Below are 20,654 nucleotides of genomic sequence, written 5' to 3'. Positions count from 1 at the left end.
AGCTCTAGCGCCGGCGCCGGGTCAGGGCGAGGGCGAGGAGGCCGAGGGCGACGGCCAGCGCCAGGGGATCGGCCGCCCGCGGGGCGGTGGAGCAGCAGCCGCCGGGATCGAGGGTCTCGATGTCGGGGCCGCCGCCGTCGGGGGTGCCGCCGTCCTCGCAGCCGCCGAGGAGGCAGGGGTCGAAGCCGGAGTCGGGGTCACCCGCGTCGGGCTCGCTGCCGTCGGGGAGGCCGGCGTCCGGCGTGCCGGCGTCGGGGGTGCCGCTGTCGGGGACGCCGCCATCCGCGACGCTCCCGTCGGGGGTGCCGCCGTCGGTGGGCGGGGTGATCCCGCAGTTGCCCGGCGGCTCGAGGGTGGTGTCGATGGTGCTGCGATAGTCGGTGCCCCAGGGCCACCAGGCCTCGAAGGCCGCGCGGTAGGTCTCCACCTTGGCGATCTCGGCCGGGGTGGCGTCGACCCCGGCGGGGGTGACGAGCACGAAGGCGATCTTGTGGTGGGTGCGCTCGGCGCCGTAGGCGGGGATCCGCGGCCCCTCCACCCGGACGATGTCGTCGATGGTGACGTACTTCGCGGTGCCGGTGGCGCCGTAGCACTGGTTGGGGGCGGCGCCGGTGGCCGGATCGCCCTGCCCGCTTCCGTCGTCCACCAGCAGGATCGGCGGGACCTCGGCCGGTCCCCGCAGGCCCATCAGGTACTGATCGAGGGGGCCGAACTTCCGGTCCCCGCCGCAGAGGTCGAAGCTGCCGCCGCCGTTGTCGGTGATGAAGGAGCCGTACATCACGGACTCGGAGTGGACCCGGGCGCTGTAGTGCTGGTTCGGCCCGCTCTCGTAGCCACGCAGGTCGCCCTGCGGGCCGTTCCCGTCGTCCTGGTCGTACTGCACCGAGAGCAGCCAGTGGTGGCCGTACTCGTGCGCGAGCAGCTCGAGCCCGGAGATCCCCATCGGGATGCCCAGCAGGGCGGTCGCCCGGTCCTCGGGGTTGTCCGGGATGGAGTAGAGCCCGGCCATGGAGACGCACTGCTCGAGGCGGCCCGCGCTGCCGTAGGCGGCGGTCTGGTTCCAGGCGACCCGCCCGATGCCCTGCTCCTCCTGCAGCACGGGCGTCCCCTGCTGCACGTTGAGGATGCTGGCGAGGATCGGGTTGCCCGCGATCGACGCCTGCCGGAAGACCACCAGGCCGTCGTAGTCGTCGCAGTGAGTCTCGAAGAAGATCTTCGCGGTCTCCCGGCAGAGCACGTCGGGGGCCGGGAAGCAGTTCTCGTCGGTATCCGGGTTGCAGAAGGTCGTCCCCTGCAGATCCTCGATCACGGCGATCTCGCCCACGTCGGCGGTGAGCGCCGCCGCGGAGAAGGGAACGAGGAGAGCCCCCACCAGGATGAACCGGTTCATAGGCGCCGGAAGAGAGCAGCCCGCCGCGACCCCGGCAAGACCGCAGGCCCTTACCTGTTGGCGACCTTCACGTCCTCGAACTGCACCCGGCGGGCGAGCTCCTCCTGGCAGCGCTTGCCCACCCGGCGGGTGAGGGCCTTGTTCATCCCGGCCCCCACGGCGACGCCCACCACCGGCAGCACCCGCAGGAAGCCCCGGCTCACGCCGATCAGGGCGATCTTGGTGAAGACCGAGGTCACGCCCTTGGTGATCTCGCGGCCCGAGTAGTTCCAGATGGCCGTCCCCTCGGCGATCGCGGCGTCGAGGACCACGTGGCGCTGCTCGCGCTCCTCGTAGGTCTTCACCCCGGCCAGGAGGAAGGCCAGCTGCCGCTCGCGGTCCTGGTGGATGTCGTAGCCGTAGAGGGCGGTGAGGCAGAGGGCCAGCTCGACCTCGAACTTCAGCATCAGGGCCATGTCGGCCAGGGTGCCGCCGACGAGGGTGACGACGCTCCCGAGGCCCGGGATCACGGCCGGCAGGGCCGCGGCCCCGCCCGAGAGCGCGGTGCGGTTGGAGAAGGTCGAGATCAGCTCCCCGGCCACGGCCTTGCGGTAGGCGGCCTCGTCCTCGTGGCGGCCGGCGTCGACCCGCTCCTGGTGCTCGGCGACGATCGCCAGCAGCTTCTCGGTGTCCGCCACCAGTCGCTCGACGGCGCTGAGGAGCTTCTGTCCGCGCTCTTCGCTCATGGGCCGAAGGATACTACCTTTGCCCCACCCCATGGCCCGCGCTTCCGAACACCAGGCTCTCCTCTCCGCCGCCCGCGCCTACCTGCCCCGCTGGGTCTTCCAGGCCGCCGGGCGGGGTGAGTCCCTGCGCGAGCCGCGCAGCCTCCACGCGTGCGTGCTGCTGGTCGACATGGCGGGCTTCACCTCCCTCACCACCCGCCTCGAGGTGCGCGGCGCCGCCGGCACCGAGGAGGTCTTCGATCGCCTGGGCGCCTGGTTCCAGGCGGTGCTCGCCCCGATCCTCGACAACGGCGGCGACGTGGTGGCCTTCGGCGGCGACTGCTGCACCGCCCTCTTCGAGGGCCCCTCCCGGCCCGATCGCCTGCGCCGGGCGGTGGAGGTCGCCGCCCGGATCATCGAGGACAGCCCCATCCCGGTGCGGGTCGGCGTCGCCGACGGCCCGGTGAGCGTGGGCACCGTGGGCACCGAGCGGACCCGGCAGCCCGTGACCCTGGGCTTCGCGGTGCGCACCGCCGCCACGGCCATGGAGCTGGCGGCCGAGGGCGAGGTCTGGGCGCCGGCCCTGCACGACGAGCTGCCGGTCGCCGACGCCGGCCAGGGCTTCGGCGCCGTGCGCCTGCCCTCCCCCGCCCCGCGGCCCGCGCCCCTGGCGCCGGAGGAGGAGCCGATCCCGGCCCGCGAGGAGGAGGCCGCCGAGGGCACCCTGCGCGCCTTCTTCGCCCCCGCGATCTGGGACGCCCTCCTCCTGCCCCCCGAGCTGGGCGAGCACCGGACGGTGACCACCCTCTTCGCCCGGCTCGAGAAGACCGACCACACGGATCCGGGCCTGGCCGCCGTCGAGGCCGCCCTCGATCACGCCGCCGGGGTCATCGAGCGGCAGGGCGGCTACCTCCAGAAGATCGAGTCCGCCGAGAAGGGCACCCTGCTCATCGCCTTCTTCGGCCTCCCCCTGGCCCAGCCCGATCCGGCGCGCCGCGCCCTGATGGCCGCCCGGGCCCTCACCGCCCGGGGCGCCCTCACGGCCTCCCTCACCACCGGCCGGGTCTTCGCCGGCGTCCTCGGCTCGCCCCGGCGGCACGAGCACACGGCCATCGGCGCGCCGGTGAACCTCGCGGCGCGTCTGCTGCAGTCCGCCGAGGCCGGCACCCTCGTCTGCGACGAGAACACCCGCGCCGCCCTCGAGGACCTGCGCTTCAAGGAGCTCTCCGCCATCGAGCCCAAGGGCTTCTCGCGGAAGATGAAGGTCTTCACGCCGGAGGCCGGGGTCGAGCGCCTCGCCAGCTACGAGGTGGAGGAGCGCACCCCGATGGTGGGCCGCCGCGAGTTCCTCGCCCGCCTCACCGCCTGGCTGGAGCAGGCCGCCGCCGAGCCCCTCACCCTGCAGGGCCCCACCGGCATCGGCAAGAGCCGCCTGGTGCGGGAGACCTCCCGCCTCGCCCTGGCGCTGGGGCTCTCGCCCGTGCTCGGGCACTTCGGGGGCAGCGAGTCCCAGAGCGCCATCCACGAGCTCACCCGGGCGCTGGGCGGCAAGGTCGGCGACGATCCCCTCGGGGACCTGGCCGAGGCGGCCGAGGCCGCGGGCGCGGCCAGCACCCTCCTGATCCTCGAGGACCTCCACCTGGCGGCCGCCGACGAGCTGCAGAGCGTGGTGAAGCTGGCCCTCCTGGCCGAGCGCCTGGGCTTCCTCCTCCTGGCCACGAGCCGCAACCCCGAGGTCTCCCTGGGGACGGTCCTGGAGGTCCCTCCCCTCCCGGAGCTGCAGGCCAGCGAGCTGGCCCGGCACTTCGATCCCCGCCTCGAGGAGGGGCCGGCGATGCTCATCGCCCAGCGCTCCCTCGGGAACCCCCTCTACGTCGAGGCCCTCGTGCGCCACCGGGAGGAGGAGGCGGGCGCCCTCCCCGCCTCCCTCGAGGCGGCGCTGCGGCTGCGGATCGACTCCCTGAGCCCCGTGCAGCGCCGGGTGCTCCTCGCCGCGAGCGTGCTGGGGATGCACGTGGAGCCGGAGCTCCTCTCCCGGGTGGTCGAGGACGTCCCCCCCGAGGCGGTGGCCGGCGCCATCCGCCACCTCGTCGGCGAGGGCTTCCTGGGCCGCGTCGGGGATCACCTCCGCTTCACCCACGATCTCGAGCGACGCACGGCCTACGAGACCCTGCCCTTCCGGGCCCGGCAGGGGCTGCACAGCCGGGTCCTGCGCGAGCTGGAGGCGCGGGAAGAGGTCCACCCCGAGGCCCTCCTCGAGCACCTCGTCGAGGCCGGCGAGACGGATCGCCTGGCGCAGCTGGCCTACGAGGCGGCGCAGGAGGCCTCGCGCCTCGGCGCCAGCACCCGCTGCCTCGAGCTCACCGCCCTGGGCCTCGAGCACACCGACGACGAGCTGCTGCGCTGCAAGCTGGAGATCGTGCGGGTGCGGGCCCTGGCCCTCACCCTCGAGCGCGAGCAGGCCCTCGAGCTGGCCACCCGGCTGGTGCACGACGCCCGCCGCCTGCGCCTCGACGAGGACGAGGCGAGCCTCTACTACGATCTCGCCTCGATCCACTCCCGCCTCGCCCGCTACCCGGAGAGCGACGAGGCGATCACCCGGGGCCTGGCCCGCGCCGCCGCCCTCGGCGACGGGCTCCTCCAGGCCAAGTTCCTGATGGTGCAGGGGTGGAACGCCTGGGGCCGGGGGCTCTACCCCGACGCCCGGCAGTACCTGGAGGAGGCCCTCCGGGTCGCCCCGGACGCACCGCTCTTCGGCATCCGCTCGGCGCTCGCCACGGTGATGATCCAGCTCGGGCACTACCAGCAGGCCCTCGAGGTCCTGCCTCCCCACGAGAGCACCGAGGGGGCGGCCCGGGCCGCGATGTCCTTCGATCGCGGGCTGGTGGCCTACTTCCGGGCGCAGCCCAAGAAGGTGGCCGAGTACCTGGAGGCGGTGCGCCAGGCGGCCCTCTCCACCGGCGACACCCGCTTCACCGCCGATCTGGCGGCCCGCACGACCTACCTCCACGAGCTGCAGGGGCGCTGGAGCGAGGCCTCCACCCTGCGCCGCCGGACCATCGAGGCCTACACCGGGGTGGGGATGCGCTACGAGTCGGTGGGCTGCCGCCTCGACGACGCCGTCGAGCGCCTCCTCGCCGGCAAGCTCTCCGGGCTCGAGCGCCGCTTTGCCGAGATCCAGGAGGAGGCCGAGGAGATCGAGGCCGGCGACGAGGTGGCCCGGGCCGAGGTGCTGGGGGCCGCCTGCCGGCTCCTCACCGGCACCCCCGGGCGCGCCGCCGAGAGCCTGCTGGAGCTGAACTGGCGCCACGCCCGGCGCAGCGGCCGCTGGCGGCTGGAGGTCGAGCTGCGGGGCCTCGATCTGCTGGTCACCTCCGCGGCCCAGCGCCGCAAGGTGCTCGAGCGCAGCGTGGTGGCCTGCCGCGAGCGGGGAGACTGCCACGCCGAGCGCTTCCTGCTCCTGCTGGCCCGCCAGGGCGCCCTCGCGGAGGGCGACGCGGCCGAGGCCGCCTCCCTGGAGCAGGGCCTGGAGGAGGCCCTCGAGCGGTGGGGTTGCAGCCGCTGGACCTTCGCCCCGTAGGCGTCTACCTTGCCGGGCTCGAAGAAGGGAGCCCGTCATGAAGAACCGCCCGATCCTGCGCCGCCTCGCCGTCCTCCTCGCCCTCATGGGCCTCACCGCCGGCTGCGCCGCCATCAAGACCGCGGGCCTCTACGAGCCCAAGCTCAAGCCCTACGATCTGCAGGGCCTCGACTTCCCGATGCCCTCGGGCCTGCGCCTCTTCTTCCAGGAGGATCACGACCAGGCCTCGGTGGTCACGGTCACGACCTTCGGCAGCGGCGCCACCCAGGATCCGATCGGCAAGGAGGGCCTCGCCCACCTCGTCGAGCACCTGATCTTCCGGGCCCGCCACGGCGAGGGCGTCCCCACCGTCTGGGAGACCCTCGACTCCCTGGGCTCGGTCTCCAACGCCTTCACCAACTCCGATCAGACCACCTACTTCGCCATCGCCCCGAAGGCGGCCCTCGAGGATCTGATGCGGCTGGACGCGGCCCGCATCCAGAACCCCCTCGAGAACGTCACCGAGGAGGTGGTGAAGGTCGAGATCGAGGTCGTCCGCAACGAGCTGCGGCAGCGGGTCGAGATGGAGGAGCTCGGGCGCTCCCTCGAGGATCTCAACCCCCTCCTCTTCCCCGAGGATCACCCCTACCACCGCTCGATCATCGGCTCCCACGAGAGCCTCACCTCGATCACCCTGGCCGACGTGCAGAAGTGGGTGAAGGAGAACTACCGCCCGGACAACGCGACCACCGTCTACGTGGGCGACTTCGATCCGGCGAAGGTGCCGGAGCTGCTCGGCAAGACCTTCCCCCGCGAGCTGGTCGCGGCCCCGGGCTCCGCCCCGGACGCCCCCCTGGAGCTGGCGGCCCCGAAGGTGCGCCTCTCCGGTGAGGCCCCCGCGCCGCCGGCGCCGCCGATGCCCTACTCGAAGAGCATCAAGCGGGTGAAGGGCCCGGTCACCTCCACCAACGTGCTGGTCGCCTGGTCCCTGCCCGGCTCCTACCGCGGCCAGGACGCGCTGATGCAGTCGGCCACCACGATGCTCAACAACGCCGTGGGCGCCTACCTGCGCAAGGACTCCCTCCACGACGAGGACAAGGTCGAGGGCATGGGCTGCTTCCCGAACGGCGGGATGCACGGCACCCAGGTCATCTGCATCATCCAGCCCACCGAGGACATGGATCCCGAGGTCGTGGCCCGCAAGGCCATCGACGGCGCCTGGGAGGCCTGGGACGTCTCCTCCGCCAACCTCACCAAGATGGCCTTCCTGCGGATGCGCACCTACCGGATGGCGGACGTCTTCCTCTCGACGGCCAGCCTCATGCGTGCCCTCGAGGTCGCCGACAGCATCCACTACACCGGCGAGCCCAACGCCTTCTCCAAGGCCATCGTCGAGCTCAACAGCTTCAACGACCTCGAGATGCGCCAGTTCGCCTACAAGTACCTGAACCGCGACCGCGCGGTGGCGATGATCATCGAGCCCCTCGACAAGGACGAGAAGGAGCCCGACATCAACCTCGACTCGGACGCCGCCTGGTCCGGCGCCCTCCTCGAGGAGTCCGAGGCCCTCAAGCCCTTCTTCGAGAAGCTCAGCGACGATCAAGTCAAGGCCGCCACCGTGGCGCCGGACGAGACGACGATGAAGACCTTCCGGCTGGCCAACCAGCTCAAGGTCGTCCTGAAGAAGCACGGCAACACGCCCTTCGTGCAGACCACCCTGCGGATGGGCGGCGGCGACTACGGCATCACCCCCTACTTCGCCGGCGACTACGTCTGGATCCGCGACGACGCCCGGCCCGCCCTCGAGGTCGCCGGCCGCGAGGGCGGCGGCACCACCGCCACCGCCGACTACTTCTCCACCTCGACCCCCTCCGGCAACCTGCCGGCGGCCCTCGACATCCTCGCCACCAAGGTCGAGACGGTGCGCTCCTACATCGAGATCGACGAGCGGCGGATCCAGTTCGAGACCCTGCGCCGCCAGCAGAAGCTGATGAAGCGCAACCACCGCTACCAGCTCTCCAAGGCGGTGGCCGCGAAGCTGATGCCCCAGCACCCGCTGGGCATCCGGGAGGCGAACCTCGACGCCGTCGAGCCGCTGACCGAGGACTTCTACAAGACCTACATCGACCGGGTCTTCGCGCCGGCGAACGCCACCCTCTTCGTGGTCGGTGACATCGATCTGGCCGAGGCCGAGGCGAAGGTGCGGGAGCGCTTCGAGAAGTGGCGTCCGGCGAACCCGGGCACCGCCATCGATCCCCTGCCCTCCCTGCCCTCGCCGCCCAAGCGCACCATCCTCCTGGCCGACCGACCCGACGCCACCCAGGTCGAGCTCACCCTCGCCTGCCAGCTTCCCCGGGCGACCGCCGACACCGAGGAGATCCGCGACGTCCTCTCCTCGATGCTCTCGGACGATCTCTTCCAGACCATCCGCAAGCAGTCGGGCGCGAGCTACGGCGTGCGCGCCTACATCAACGCCCTGCCCGGCGGCGCCGCCACCCTGGGCGTCGGCGGCAACATCATGGTCCAGAAGGCCATCCCGGCCATCAAGACCATCCTCTCCCGGATGCAGGAGCTGAAGGACGGCGGCATCGATCCCGCCCGCCTGAACAAGGCCCGCTGGAAGATCGCCCGCTCCTCCCACAGCCGCTACCTCGGCCTGCAGGCGATGACCGGCGAGCTGATGAGCCGCGCCGCCTGGGGCGCCGCCCCGCAGAGCCTGGCCTTCGTGCCGGACCGCCTCTCCAAGGTGAACGCCGAGGTGGTCGCCGCGCAGCTCGAGCCCTGCATCGGCAACGAGGTCATCGGCCTCGTCGGCCCGGCCAGCCTGATCAAGGAGGCCCTCGGCGAGCTCGGCGGCGCCATCGAGATGGTCGAGGTCGAAGCGGTGCCGAAGGACGAGTAGACTGATCTCATGACCGAGGTCGCCACCGTCGCGCCGGGGTTCCTGATCTCGGGACCCCAGCTGGAGGATCCGAACTTCGCCGAGACCCTGGTGTTGATGGCGCAGTTCAACCAGGAGGGGGCGCTGGGCTTCGTGGTGAACCGCCCGGCGACCATCGACCTCGAGACCCTCCTCGAGAACGTCGACGAGGACCTGGCGAAGCTGGCCCGGGAGTCGGGCCTCGGCTCCCACGACGTGCTGGTGGGCGGGCCCGTGCAGCAGACCGCGGTCTGGCTCCTCTTCCATCGCAGCGACGAGGAGCTCGAGGGTGACGAGGGCGAGGACATCCTCGGCGTCGGCGAGCACCTGGCGGTGGCCGCCACCCGGGACATCCTCGAGGACTTCGTCAGCGGGCGGCGGGCCGGCCCCTTCCACGTGATCCTCGGCTACGCCGGCTGGGGACCGGGCCAGCTCGAGCTCGAGACCCACGCCGGGGCCTGGCTGCCCCTGGGCCTGACCGAGGACCTGGTCTTCGACGTGCCCTTCGAGGAGCGCTGGGACGAGGCGCTGCGCCGCCTGGGCCTGACCCCGGGCGGCTTCATGATCTCGGGCTCGGGCGCCGAGGCCTGAGGGAGCGTCGGGGGGCCGACATGCGCCGCGCCCTCTCCCTGCTCGTCCTGCTCGTGACCCTCGGGGGCCCGGCCGCCCTCCGGGCCGAGGGCGGGCCGCACTACCTGCTGATCCGCGGCCCGGCGCCGCCCGCGCTGGAGCTGGCCCTGGAGGAGGAGCTCCCCGGAGCCCGGGCCGCCCTCCAGCAGCCCCACGCCATGCGGGTGATCGTGCTGCCCGCCGGTGAGGGCTGGCGCCTGGAGCTGCGTCGCCCCGGCGGGCGCCTCCTCCTCTCCCGGGAGCTCGCCCTGGGCGGCGGCGAGGAGGCCGCCCTGCGGGTGGTGGTCTTCCTCACCTCGCGCACCCTGGCCCGCTTCGGCCCCGGAGACGACGTGGCCCCCGAGGCCCTCGTCGAGCTGGAGCCGGCACCGGTCGAGGCCGAGCTCGAGCGAGAGCCCGCCGCGCCGGCCCCGGCGAGGCGCCGGGCCGCGCTGGCCCTCCTCGCCACTCTCCCCTGGTGGCAGCGCCCGGCGCTGCCTCACCCCGGGGTGGCCCTGGAGTCCGGGGTGGGCACCGACCTCCTGCGCCTCTCGGTCCGCCTCCAGGCGGCGCCCCCCCAGACCATCACCACCGCCGAGGTCGAGGCGCGGATCACCGACGCCCAGCTCGCGGCGCAGGTCGAGCTGGGCCTCCTGCGGGGCGTGCGCGGCGAGCTCGGGCTGGGGGCCGCCGCCGGCCTGCTCCTGGGCTGGACCTCCGCCCGGGCCCGCTTCCCGGCGGCGCCGGGCTCGAAGGGGGTCGTCTCCCACTTCTTCGATCCGGCCCCCTGGGCCCAGGTGACGGCCAACCTGGCCCTCGATCCGGGGGATCCCCGGGTCGAGCTCCTCGGGCGGGCGGGCTTCGCCCTGCGGCCCCTGCCCCGGCGGGTCGTGCTGCCGCCGAGCCTGGGCGAGGAGCGCACCGGGATCGAGGAGGGCTTCCTGATGCCGGTCCTCGAGGTGGGCCTGCGCGCGATTTTTTGAAGGGCGCCCCTGGTCCCGGCAACTCATCTCGTGAATGCTCTACGCGATGACCCTCCCAGGCCCCGAGGCCGCCTCCCGGGCGCAGGCTGCCACCGGTGAGGTGGAGCTGACGGTCGAGCGGCTCTACCGGGCCCACTTCGCGATGGTCTACCGGGTCGTCGGGCGGAGCCTGGGGCCCGGGGCCTCCCCCGCGGACCTCGAGGACCTCACCCAGCTCACCTTCCTCCAGGCCCACCGGGGCCTCGCGAGCTTCCGGGGCGACTGCAAGCCCTCCACCTGGCTCTGCGGGATCGCGATGCGCACGACCCTGCAGTGGATGCGGGGCCGGGGCCGTCGCCGCCGGCTGCGGGAGGCCCTCGCCCTGGAGCTGCAGGCGGAGACGAGGCAGAGCGCCGCCGACGCGCCGGAGCGCTCGGCCGCGTCCCGGGACCGCCTCCGCAAGGTCTGGGAGGTCCTCCTCTCGATGAAGGAGGGCAAGCGAGCGGTCTACGTCCTCCACGAGCTCGAGGGGATGCCGGGGCCGGAGATCGCCCGGGCCCTCCGGATCCCCGAGGGCACGGTCTGGACCCGCCTCCACCACGCCCGCAAGGAGATCCTGGCGGCCCTGCCGCCGGACGAGGAGGTCTCGCGATGAGCGCGCGCTGCCCCCGGACCGAGGAGCTCCTCCTGCCGCCGGCCCTGCGCACCGGCTCGCCCGAGGCCCTGGCCGCCCACCTGGAAGGCTGCCCGGACTGCCAGCAGGCCGCCGGGGGGCTGGTGAGCATCCGCCAAGAGCTCGCCGAGCACGCGCCGGTGCCCCGCCCCGGGGTCGAGGCGCGGATCCTGGCCGAGCTGCGCGTGGCGACCGCCCTCCCGGCGAGCCCCCGCCCCTCCCTCTCCCAGCGCCTCGTCCTGGGGCTGGGCCTCGCCGCCACCGCGGCCGTCCTCGCCCTCCTCCTCCAGGTGGACGCCCGGGAGCGCGCGGTGGTCACCGAGGGCTCCCTCGCCACCCTCGGCCACCCCGAGGCCGGCCTCCTCTCCACCGACGATCCCGTCCCCCTGGCGACCTCCCTGCTCACCCGGGGCGAGACCCGGATCGCCACCGACCTCTCCCGCCTCTCCCTGGCCCCGAAGAGCGAGCTCGAGCTGCGGGCCGCCCCCGGGCGAAGGGAGCGGGACCGCTACGTGCGCGAGGTCCGCCTGCGGGCCGGCCGGGTGCACGCCGAGGTCACGCCCCTGCGCGAGGGCCGCACCTTCGCGGTCCACACCGAGGAGGCGCTCGTCACCGTGGTCGGGACCGCCTTCAGCGTGGAGCGGGCCGAGGGCCGCACGGTGGTCGAGGTCGAGCACGGCGTCGTCCTCGCGGTGAGCCCGGACGGCCGCCGCCGCCTCGAGCTGCGCGCCGGCGACCGGGCGGTCTTCCCGCCCGAGGAGGAGGCCCCTCCGGCCCCCACCCTCGCCCCGCCGCCGGCCCCCGCCGAGGCCGCCGAGGCCCCGGGGGTCGATCCCGACGATCTGGCCGAGCTGGCCCTCCGCGAGCGGGCCCGGCAGCGTCGCCCCCGCCGTGACCGCCCGGCGCCGGTCGCGGCCCCCGCGCCGCCGCCCGCGCCGGTCGAGCTCAGCCCGCCGCCCACCCACGTCGCCGATCCGGATCGCCCCCGGGAGCAGCGCCGCCAGCTGGCCGAGGCCCGCCGCGTGCTGCGCCAGGCCCCGAGCGAGGCGGTGGATCTGGCCCGGGGCGTCCTGGACCAGGCCGTCAGCGAGGAGATCGAGGCCGCGGCCCTGGCGGTGATGGCCGACGGGCACCGCCGCGCGGGCCAGCTGGAGGAGGCCGCCGCGACCTACGCCCGCGTGGCCCACCACCCCGCCGGAGAAGGCCTGGCCGAGGAGAGCCTGCTGCAGCTGGCCATCCTGCGCGACCGGCAGCGCCAGGCCGGCGCGGCGCTGGCCGCCCTGGAGGAGGCGGAGCGCCGCTTCCCCGAGGGGATGCTGGCCCCGGAGCGGGTGGCCCTGAGCGTCGAGCTCCTCGGCCGCGAGGGCGAGCCCGGCGCCGCCCTCGAGGCGCTGCTGGCCGCCGAGGGCCTGCACAGCCCCGAGCTGGAGCGCCTGCGGATCCGCCTGGCCGAGGAGCGCCTCGCGTCGGACCCGGCCGCGGCCCGGCGCCTGCTCTCCGCCACCCGGCTCGAGAGCCTCTCCCCGGCCTGGGATGCCCGGCACCAGGCCCTCCTGCGGCGCCTGGCGCCCTGAGCGCCCCTGTTATTTTTGAAGGTCGAGCGGCCCTTCGGCAACCAAGCTCTCGAACGGTCGCACTCTTCCTGGAGGGAAACGAGATGAAGCGGAAGTACTGGAATCTGGCTGCTGCCCTGGGCTGTACCGGGCTGCTCCTGCTCTCGGCCGGCTGCCCCGTGGAGAACGCGGTCCAGGAGGAGACCGAGACCACGATCGAGGGCGGCACCCGCGTCGCGGTGAGCCCCGACGGCCGCCTGACGGTCGACTTCACCCGGGGCGCGGTCGCCGAGGGCACCCTGGTGACCGTCGGCTTCTCCGACCTCACGCCCACCGGCCTGGTGGGGCGCGCCTACCGCCTGGGGCCCGAGGGCCTGACCTTCGACGGCCCGGTAACGATGCGCTTCGACGTGGGTGACTACCAGCCCGGCGGCACCCTGGTGCTGGCGAACCTCGACGGCGCCGCCCCGCAGGTGATCGAGGGCAGCACCTACGATCCCGCGGCCCGGACCCTCACCGGCAACCTGCGGCACTTCTCCAACTACGGGGCCATCGACATCTCGGCCCCCTGCTTCGGGCGCGCCTGCGGTGAGCCCTGCAACACCTGCCCCGACGGCGACCCGAGCTGCATCCCGATGGGGGCGCCCACCTACTGCGACGCGAACGGCGCCTGCGTGCCCGGCGCGCCGGATGTCGACGGCAGCACCTGCGCCGGCCGCGCCTACGATCCCTGCGCCGGCCTGGCCTGCGGCGACACCTGCAGCCTCTGCCCGCCGGACGCCACCGGCTGCCTCGAGCCCGCGGTGGTCCTCACCTGCAACGACGCCGGCCTCTGCGGCATGAACCAGCCCACCTGTGGCGCCTACGTCCCCTGCGCCGGCGCGGCCTGCGGCGAGCCCTGCTCCCTCTGTCCGCCCGACGCCACGAGCTGCGTCGAGCCCGGCGTGCTGATGACCTGCGACGGCTTCGGGGCCTGCGTCTACGCCGACCCGGCCCAGGTCGACTGCGGCATCCTCCCGCCCCCGCCCCCCGAGTGTCAGGGCGACCTCGACTGCGCCCCGGGCGAGATCTGCGTGGGCGAGGCCTGGTGCACCGGCTGCTCCGATCCGAACGACCCGACCTGCGACGGAGTCTGCTACAGCCACGGCGTCTGCCTCCCCACGCCGGGCGACCCCTGCGCCGGGAAGCTCTGCGGCGAGCTCTGCAACCCCTGCGACGCCACCGATCCCGCCGACCCGAACCAGGGCTGCGCCGCGGTGATGGGCGTCTGCGATGGCTGGGGCGCCTGCGTGATGCCCGACCCCTCCGGCGCCGTGGAGTGCGGGGGCGTGGTGCCGCCGCCCGAGTGCAACGCCGACGCCGACTGCGCGCCGGGCGAGGCCTGCCTCCCCTACGAGTACTGCCCGCCCTGCGTCGACGCCGATCCGGCCTGCGCCATGCCCTGCTACGCCGGCTGGGCCTGCCAGCCCACCAGCAGCGACTGCGCGGGGCTCCCCTGCGGTGAGCTCTGCGCCACCCCCGACGGCCTGATGGGCTTCTGCGACGCGAACGGCGCCTGCAGCGCCACCGCCGGCGGCGCTCCGCCGGCCTGCGGCGGGACCTACCAGCCCTGCGCCGGCAAGGCCTGCGGCGACACCTGCCAGCTCTGCGACCCCGCCGACGCCAGCTGCGCCGAGACCGACGTGGTGAAGTGGTGCGACGCCAGCGGCGGCTGCAGCTGGGCCTTCCCCGAGTGCGGCACCAACGCGCCGCCCTCGGAGTGCCAGGCCGACGCCGACTGCCCCTCCGGCGCCTACTGCATCATGGAGACCTGGTGCCCCGACTGCGCCAACGATCCGACGATGCCCTGCGGTGCCCCCTGCATGGTGTACGGCGTCTGCCAGACCGACGGCCTCCCCTACGATCCCTGCCGGGGGAAGGCCTGCGGCGAGGGCTGCACCCTCTGTGATCCGAACGATCCCACCTGCGCCGAGACCGCCGTCCTGAAGTCCTGCGACGCCTGGGGCCAGTGCCGGAGCAGCATCCCGGCCTGCGGCGTCACCGGGGACTTCTGCGGCGGCTTCGCCGGCGTACCCTGCGCCCCGGGCCACGTCTGCGTGGACGATCCGACCGACAACTGCGACCCGGCCACCGGCGCCGACTGCGCCGGGATCTGCGAGCCCGACGCCACCTGCGCCTCGGGCGATCCGAGCTGCGTGGGTCAGGTGGGCGACGCCTGCGGCGGCTTCGCCGGGCTGCCCTGCGCCCAGGGTCTCCTCTGCGTCGACGACCCGAGCGACGACTGCGACCCGAACGCGGGTGGCGCCGACTGCCCGGGGATCTGCCAGTAGCGGATCAGCCGGCCGGATCCAGCAGCACCTTGAGGACGCCGTCCTCGGCCGCGCGGTCGAGGGCGGCGTCTCCTCTCGAGAGCGGGAAGCGATCGGAGACGAGGGGCGAGAGATCCGCGCCGGTCTCCTCCAGCCAGCGCAGGGCCGCCTCGAAGCGCCCGCAGCGCGAGCCCACGATCGTGAGCTCGTCGATGACCACCTTGGCCGCGTTCCAGGTGTGGGTGCCGGCGAAGGTGCTCTTGAGCACGACCGTGCCTCGCGGGCGCACCGCCTGGAGGGCGAGCTCGAGCCCGGCCTGGTTGCCGGTCGCCTCGATCACCAGGTCCTGGGACCCCGCCGGCGGCGGCTCGGTCGTGACCGCGATCCCCTCGGCCTCCAGGAGGTTCAGCTTGGCCGGGCTGCGTCCGAGGACGGTGAGGCGGGCGCCGGTGCTCGCGATCACCCGGGCGATGAGCTGGCCGAGCTTGCCGGCGCCGAGGAGGAGCACCCGCGTCGCGGGCTCGATCGTCACCTGATCGAGGATCTCCAGGGCCGCCGCCAGGGGCTCGACCAGGACCGCCTGCTCGTCCGTGATCGACGCCGGGACCGGGTGGAGGTTCCGCTCCGGCAGGGTGAGCAGCTCGGCGAAGGCGCCGTCCTTGCCGAGGATCCCCAGCACGGTTCGCGTGGGGCAGTGACGGGAGAGGCCCGCCGCGCAGGCCGGGCAGGCGCCGCAGCCCAGGTTGATCTCGCCCACCACCCGCTGGCCGTCCGCGAGCTCCCCCACGAACTCGTGGCCGAGGGTGCCCGTGAAGCCCATGTAGCCCCGGACGATCTCGAGGTCGGTGTTGCAGACCCCGGCCAGGCGGACCTTCACCAGGGCCTCGCCTGGACCGGGAACCGGCGTGTCCACCGTGGCCACCCTGGGGTGTTCACCCTCGAAGCGAAGAGCTCGCATGGGCTAGACCGCCAGCAGCGCGTACCGCAGCACGATGAGCCCACAGATCAGGTAGAGCACCCAGTGCACCTCCCGCCCGCGCCCCGCCACCAGCCGCATCCCGGCCCAGCAGACGATGCCGGCGGCCAGCCCGTGGGTGATGTTGAAGGTCAGGGGCATCAGCACGACGGTGAAGAAGGCCGGCACCCCCTCGAGGGTCTCCTTCCAGGGGATCTCGGCGAGGGTACGGGCCATCAGGACGCCCACCAGGATCAGCGCCGGCGCGGTCACCGGGTGCAGGCCGCCCTCGATGGGCGCCCCCACCACCGCCGCGAGGGGCGCGAAGGGCATCAGCAGGAGGAAGGCGGCGCCGGTGACCAGCGCCGCGAGGCCGGTGCGGGCGCCCACCGCCACCCCGGCCCCCGACTCGATGTAGGAGGTCACGGTCGAGGTCCCCAGGAGCGCGCCCGCCAGGGTCGCCCCGGCGTCGGCGCCCATCGCGCGATCGAGGACGGGCAGCTCACCCTCCTCGTCCAGGAGCCCGGCCTCGTGGCTGACCCCGAGCAGGGTGCCGAGGGTGTCGAAGACGTCGAAGAAGAGCACGACGAAGATCAGGGGCAGGTACTGCAGCTTCAGCGCGCCCAGGAGGTCGATCTCGGCCCCCGGCAGCGATCCCGTGGGCAGCGCCAGCACCGCCTCCGGCAGCGGCACGACCCCGAGGATCAGGGCGAGGAGCGTCGAGGCCAGGAGACTCCAGAAGACCGCCGTGATCACGCCCCGGGCCATCAGCACGACGCCGACCGCCAGCCCGAAGAGGGCGACCAGGATCGGCGCGCTGGTGGGCGAGGCCAGGGTCACGAGGGTGACCGGGTGATCGATCACCAGCCCGGCGTGCTCCAGCCCGATGAGGGCCAGGAAGAGGCCGATGCCGGCGGCGGCGGCGAAGCGGAGGCTCTTCGGGATCGCCTTGACGATGGCCCGGCGGGCGCCGGTGACCGTCAGCAGGAGGAAGAGCACGCCGCTCCAGAAGACGATCCCCAGCGCCGTCTGCCAGGGCACTCCGGCCCCCAGGCAGATCCCGAAGGCGAAGAAGGCGTTGAGCCCCATGCCCGGCGCCAGCGCCACCGGGAGGTTGGCCAGCAGCCCCATCAGGAGGCAGCCGACCGCCGCCGCGAGGCAGGTGGCGAGGAAGGCCCCCTCCCGCGGCATGCCGCCGGCCGAGAGGATCGCCGGGTTGACGAAGGCGATGTAGGCCATCGTGAGGAAGGTGGTCAGGCCGCCGAGGACCTCCCGGCGGCTGCTCGACCCTCGCTCCTCGATCGCGAAGCGCAGCTCCAGCATTCCCTTCGACACGTCCTCAACCCCTTCCGTCGGCGATGTCCAGCGCCATCAGGGCCGCGCCGTAGGCGCCCATCAGCTGGGGCCCCTCGGGCACCTCCACCGGCAGCCCCAGCGCCTCGCCGAGGTAGCGCTGCGCCGCCGGCGAGCGGGCCACGCCCCCCGAGAGGAGCAGGGGCGGCGTGACCGTCACGCTGCGGGCCAGCGCCGCGATCCGCCCCATCAGGGAGGTGTGCAGGCCGCGGGCGATGGCCTCGATGGTCTCCCCCTGGGCGATCAGCGAGATGATCTCCGACTCGGCGAAGACCGTGCAGGTGCTGGAGATGGCGGTGGTCTCGCCGGCGTTCGCGGCCAGGTGGGCGAACTCGTCGAGATCGTGGCCCAGGCGCCCGGCCACCACCTCCAGGAAGCGCCCGGTGCCCGCCGCGCACTTGTCGTTCATGGCGAAGTCCTGCACCGCGCCCTTGTCGTCGAAGCGGATCGCCTTGGCGTCCTGCCCGCCGATGTCGATGAGCGTGCCGCCGTGGTGGACGCTGCGGAAGACGCCCCGCGCGTGGCAGGTGATCTCCGTGACCCGCTTGTCGGCGTCCTCGACCAGCTTGCGGCCGTAGCCGGTGGCCACCACCGGGGTCCCCTCCTTCGCGCCCGAGGCCCGGGCGACGGCCAGGAGCCCCTTCACCTGCAGCTGCAGCTGCGGCCGGGTCGGCTCGATCCGATCGAAGATGCGCTCTCCCCGGCCGTCGACCCCCACCAGCTTGGTGGTGGTCGAGCCCGCGTCCACGCCCAGCCCGACGATCTCCTGCCTCACGCCTTCGCCTCCACCACCTCGAGGAAGGCCTCGACCCGCGCCCGCGACTGCTCCTCGGAGAAGGCCCGGGGATCGTTGTGGTCCGCCTCCAGCAGGAGCGCGGGCACCCCCGCCTCCTTGGTGAGGCGCTCCCGCTGATCGACCTGGCCGATCGAGTAGGGCTTGCAGGAGCGATCCGAGTGGAGGATGACGCCGTCCGCCTCGAAGGACTCCACCATCCCCTTCATCAGGGAGAGCTTGTGGCCGGTGCCGCGGTTGAGGATCGGGTGGAGGTAGGTCAGCGCCGCCGAGCGCATGGGGTTCTCGGGATCGATGAACTCGGTGAGCTCACCCCAGGCGTTGGTGTAGGTCGAGGCCACCAGGGTGGCGTTCGACTCGGCCAGCACCTCCGAGAGCCAGCGCACCTTGTGCCAGACCGGGAGGTTGTCCCAGACGAGGCGGATCTTCTCCTCCTTCAGGGCGCCGACCCCCTGCGCCGCCCGCTCCTGCAGCTCCTCGAGGAGGGCGCCGTAGTAGTCGACGGTGAAGGGTTCGCCGCGCATCTCGACGATGGGCGCTAGGTGGATGAACTGATCGAAGGCGGTGATCGGCGCCGGGCGGTGCCGGCCCATCTGGATGATCTGGGCCCAGAGCTCGGTCGCCTGCTTGGAGTAGCGCGTCACCTGGTGAAGCTTCTTCTCGGTCAGGCGGTTGCCCGACACCTCCTCGGCGGCCCGCACCAGCTCCTCGAGCTGCTTCTCCACGAAGGCGATCTGGTGCTCCTGCGCCTCGCCGTAGAGGAAGGGGGTGTCGATGTTCACCAGGGGGCAGCCGAAGTGCTGGGCGAGCACCCGGTACCAGAGCAGCACCGTCTGGCAGATGTTGGTGCAGCAGACGAGCAGGTCCGGCGGCGGCAGGCGGCCCACCGGGGTTTTGCCCGAGAGCATGCTGCCGATGTCGGTGCGGGCGTAGGAGCAGATGTCCCGGCTGTAGCCGGCGCTCTCCGCCTCCTCGCAGATCTCCTCGGCGCTGCGGCGGATCCCGCAGACCGCCCCGTGGTTCTCCGGGTAGATCGGGAAGAAGCCCAGGGCGATGAGGGGCTCGACCGGCGCGCCGCTGGTGACCCAGGCCACGGGCCGCGCGCCGCTGGCGAAGCGGCCCTTGAGGTAGTGGCCGGTGATCAGCTCCTTGAGCCAGGCCGAGGACTTCAGGGGCGGCCCGAAGGGGCCGGGCTTCGGGGGGCGGGCGAGCTTCCGCGCCAGCTTCATCCGGTCGAGCTTGAGCAGGGCGCCGCCCGCGACCTTGGCGCCCAGGAGGTACTGCGCCTTCTTCAGGCCGCTGGTCTCGGCCCGCGGATACTTCGCGCTCATGACATCACCTCCAGCATGGCCTCGATCCGGGTGCGGGTCTGATCCGCGAGCGGCGTGGTCACGTCCACCTCCAGCACCTGGCTGGCGACCCCGCCGGCGGTGAGCGCCTCGCGCAGCTGCGGCAGGTAGAAGAGCTCCGGCTCGCAGAACTTCACGATGAGGAAGAGCGTCTGCTTCGCCCCGCCGGCCGCGCAGAGGCCGAGCAGGTGGTCGGCGCGGGCCTGCACCCCGTCCCCCCGGGTGGAGTCGGGGGCCGCCGACATCAGCCGGTCGGCCATGCGGGCCAGCGCGTCGCTCCCCTCCCCCGCCGGATAGAGCCGCCGCCCGCTGCTGCAGAGGTCGTCGCCCACGATCAGCACCCCGGCCTCGTCGAAGAGCTCGAGCAGCGCCCTGGGCTCGGGCACCAGCCCCGAGAGGACGACGCCGGGCGCCCCGCTCTCCTCCTCGCTCGCCCCCTCGAGGACCTCTCGGACGATCCGGGAGAAGTCCTCCGCCGGCAGGTACTCGCGGGCGCGCACCAGCCGGTAGAACTCCGCGTTCGAGAGCTCGAGCCTGCGCCGGCCGGCCAGCAGCGCGGCCAGGAGATCGTCGGCGTCCACCTCACGCTCCAGCGCCTCGAGGAGCTCGGCCTCGGTGGGCTGCTTGCCGGTGAGCTTCACCAGGCTGTCGTGCAAGCGGCGCAGCTCCTCCTTCACGAAGGCCCGCGAGGGCCCTCCTTCCGCGCCTCGCGGCAGGTAGAAGGTCTCGACCGGGGCCTTCGGCTTCACGAAGTCGATGAGCACGCTGCCCAGCCCCTGGAGGCTGTCGCAGCCGTGCGGCACCAGGATCAGGTCGGCGTCGTCGAGCTTGCCGTCGAGGAGGAAGGCCAGCCCGCCCCGGACGATCGAGCAGGCGTAGGCCTGCACGTGCCCGTCGGCCCGGGCACAGTCGACGCCCGGCGGCCCCCAGATCTCCACCGGCAGGAGGCCGAAGGCGCGCAGGAGGGCCCGCGGGGGGTGGATGGGATAGACCGCCGCGAGGCCTCCACCGGCGGCCCGGTGAGCGTCGATGGCGGCCTGACGGCCGGGGATCTCGGGGTGCTTCATCGTCGGGCCGCAGGGTATCCCAGATGGGCGACCATTCCCTACATCTCCTACAGCGACAGGGCGATCCCCGATCGCCTAGACTGATCCGCGAGTGGGCGGGGGGCCCGATCACACGATACCCACACCGACCTGTCACGCTCCCTTCGGTTCGCCTCCCCGCAGGAGAGAGGACGGTGTCGGCAAGATGAGAGCCCCCCCCCGGTTCTAGCGGCCCTCCTGCTCCTCTTCGGAGCCTTGTCGCCGGTTGACGCCACGGCAGCCCTCTCCTGCCCGGCGGGCAAGGTCGAGGTGATCACCGACTGCTCGACCTCCCTCCTCGATGAGGGCTGGTCGCCCGACCTCCAGCAGGCCCCCTGGTCGGTGAGCTCCGACGGTAGCCACGTAACCGTCCGAACTACGACGCCTTGTAGCGCCTGACCTCCAGGCCGATCCTGCGCGGCCTTGAAACGAGGAGGTCG

General features: G+C 73.3%; 15 protein-coding genes. 8 read left to right on the top strand and 7 right to left on the bottom strand.

Annotation, left to right across the window (positions count from 1 at the left end; all coding sequences use genetic code 11):
• Positions 1–4: 4 nt before the first annotated feature.
• Both P1V51_21775 and P1V51_21770 read right to left on the bottom strand, forming a co-directional pair.
• Positions 5–1,390 (bottom strand): MYXO-CTERM sorting domain-containing protein, encoded by a 1,386-nt coding sequence (locus P1V51_21775; GenBank protein ID MDF1565682.1) that lies wholly within the window; start codon positions 1,388–1,390, stop codon positions 5–7.
• A gap of 50 nt (positions 1,391–1,440) precedes the next feature.
• Positions 1,441–2,115: an EcsC family protein gene (locus P1V51_21770; protein MDF1565681.1), complete on the bottom strand. Its 675-nt coding sequence runs from the start codon at positions 2,113–2,115 to the stop codon at positions 1,441–1,443.
• Between the two features lie 31 nt (positions 2,116–2,146).
• Here P1V51_21770 and P1V51_21765 point away from each other — a divergent pair, with 31 nt between their 5' ends.
• The 7 genes from P1V51_21765 to P1V51_21735 all read left to right on the top strand — a co-directional run bounded on the left by P1V51_21765 (position 2,147) and on the right by P1V51_21735 (position 14,700).
• Positions 2,147–5,674, top strand: a complete 3,528-nt coding sequence (locus P1V51_21765; protein MDF1565680.1) for a hypothetical protein — start codon at positions 2,147–2,149, stop codon at positions 5,672–5,674.
• 37 nt (positions 5,675–5,711) lie between these two features.
• The gene (locus P1V51_21760; protein ID MDF1565679.1) at positions 5,712–8,555 is read left to right on the top strand and encodes an insulinase family protein; all 2,844 of its coding nucleotides are present in this window, start codon (positions 5,712–5,714) and stop codon (positions 8,553–8,555) included.
• Between the two features lie 9 nt (positions 8,556–8,564).
• Positions 8,565–9,164 (top strand): YqgE/AlgH family protein, encoded by a 600-nt coding sequence (locus P1V51_21755; protein ID MDF1565678.1) that lies wholly within the window; start codon positions 8,565–8,567, stop codon positions 9,162–9,164.
• A 20-nt stretch (positions 9,165–9,184) separates the two neighbouring features.
• Positions 9,185–10,165 (top strand): hypothetical protein, encoded by a 981-nt coding sequence (locus tag P1V51_21750; protein MDF1565677.1) that lies wholly within the window; start codon positions 9,185–9,187, stop codon positions 10,163–10,165.
• Between the two features lie 46 nt (positions 10,166–10,211).
• Positions 10,212–10,799, top strand: a complete 588-nt coding sequence (locus P1V51_21745) for an RNA polymerase sigma factor (protein ID MDF1565676.1) — start codon at positions 10,212–10,214, stop codon at positions 10,797–10,799.
• Complete coding sequence (locus P1V51_21740; GenBank protein MDF1565675.1) at positions 10,796–12,391, top strand: FecR family protein; 1,596 nt, start codon at positions 10,796–10,798, stop codon at positions 12,389–12,391. The genes P1V51_21745 and P1V51_21740 overlap by 4 nt, the downstream gene beginning before the upstream one ends.
• An 83-nt stretch (positions 12,392–12,474) precedes the next feature.
• The gene (locus tag P1V51_21735) at positions 12,475–14,700 is read left to right on the top strand and encodes a hypothetical protein (GenBank protein ID MDF1565674.1); all 2,226 of its coding nucleotides are present in this window, start codon (positions 12,475–12,477) and stop codon (positions 14,698–14,700) included.
• Between the two features lie 4 nt (positions 14,701–14,704).
• On the opposite strand, the gene P1V51_21730 is transcribed toward P1V51_21735, so the two are convergent.
• From P1V51_21730 to P1V51_21710, 5 genes are read right to left on the bottom strand one after another with little or no spacing between them, the layout of a single operon-like run.
• Positions 14,705–15,637, bottom strand: coding sequence for an alcohol dehydrogenase catalytic domain-containing protein (locus P1V51_21730; protein ID MDF1565673.1), 933 nt, complete (start codon positions 15,635–15,637; stop codon positions 14,705–14,707).
• Positions 15,638–15,640: 3 nt separating this feature from the next.
• The gene (locus P1V51_21725) at positions 15,641–16,969 is read right to left on the bottom strand and encodes an NCS2 family permease (protein MDF1565672.1); all 1,329 of its coding nucleotides are present in this window, start codon (positions 16,967–16,969) and stop codon (positions 15,641–15,643) included.
• A gap of 4 nt (positions 16,970–16,973) precedes the next feature.
• Positions 16,974–17,762 carry an acyl-CoA dehydratase activase gene (locus P1V51_21720; protein ID MDF1565671.1) on the bottom strand — a complete coding sequence of 263 codons (789 nt, stop codon included), beginning with the start codon at positions 17,760–17,762 and terminating at the stop codon, positions 16,974–16,976.
• Positions 17,759–19,111, bottom strand: coding sequence for a 2-hydroxyacyl-CoA dehydratase family protein (locus P1V51_21715; protein ID MDF1565670.1), 1,353 nt, complete (start codon positions 19,109–19,111; stop codon positions 17,759–17,761). Before P1V51_21715 ends, P1V51_21720 begins: the two co-directional genes overlap by 4 nt.
• Positions 19,108–20,196: a 2-hydroxyacyl-CoA dehydratase family protein gene (locus P1V51_21710; GenBank protein MDF1565669.1), complete on the bottom strand. Its 1,089-nt coding sequence runs from the start codon at positions 20,194–20,196 to the stop codon at positions 19,108–19,110. Before P1V51_21710 ends, P1V51_21715 begins: the two co-directional genes overlap by 4 nt.
• A 234-nt stretch (positions 20,197–20,430) precedes the next feature.
• Here P1V51_21710 and P1V51_21705 point away from each other — a divergent pair, with 234 nt between their 5' ends.
• A complete protein-coding gene (locus tag P1V51_21705; GenBank protein ID MDF1565668.1) occupies positions 20,431–20,613 on the top strand; it encodes a hypothetical protein in 183 nt (60 codons plus the stop codon).
• Positions 20,614–20,654 lie beyond the last annotated feature (41 nt).

Source organism: Deltaproteobacteria bacterium, assembly GCA_029210625.1.
Lineage (GTDB): Bacteria > Myxococcota > Myxococcia > SLRQ01 > SLRQ01 > JARGFU01.
The sequence above is the reverse complement of the archived record's forward strand: the minus strand, read 5'-3'. Positions and strand labels throughout refer to the sequence as shown.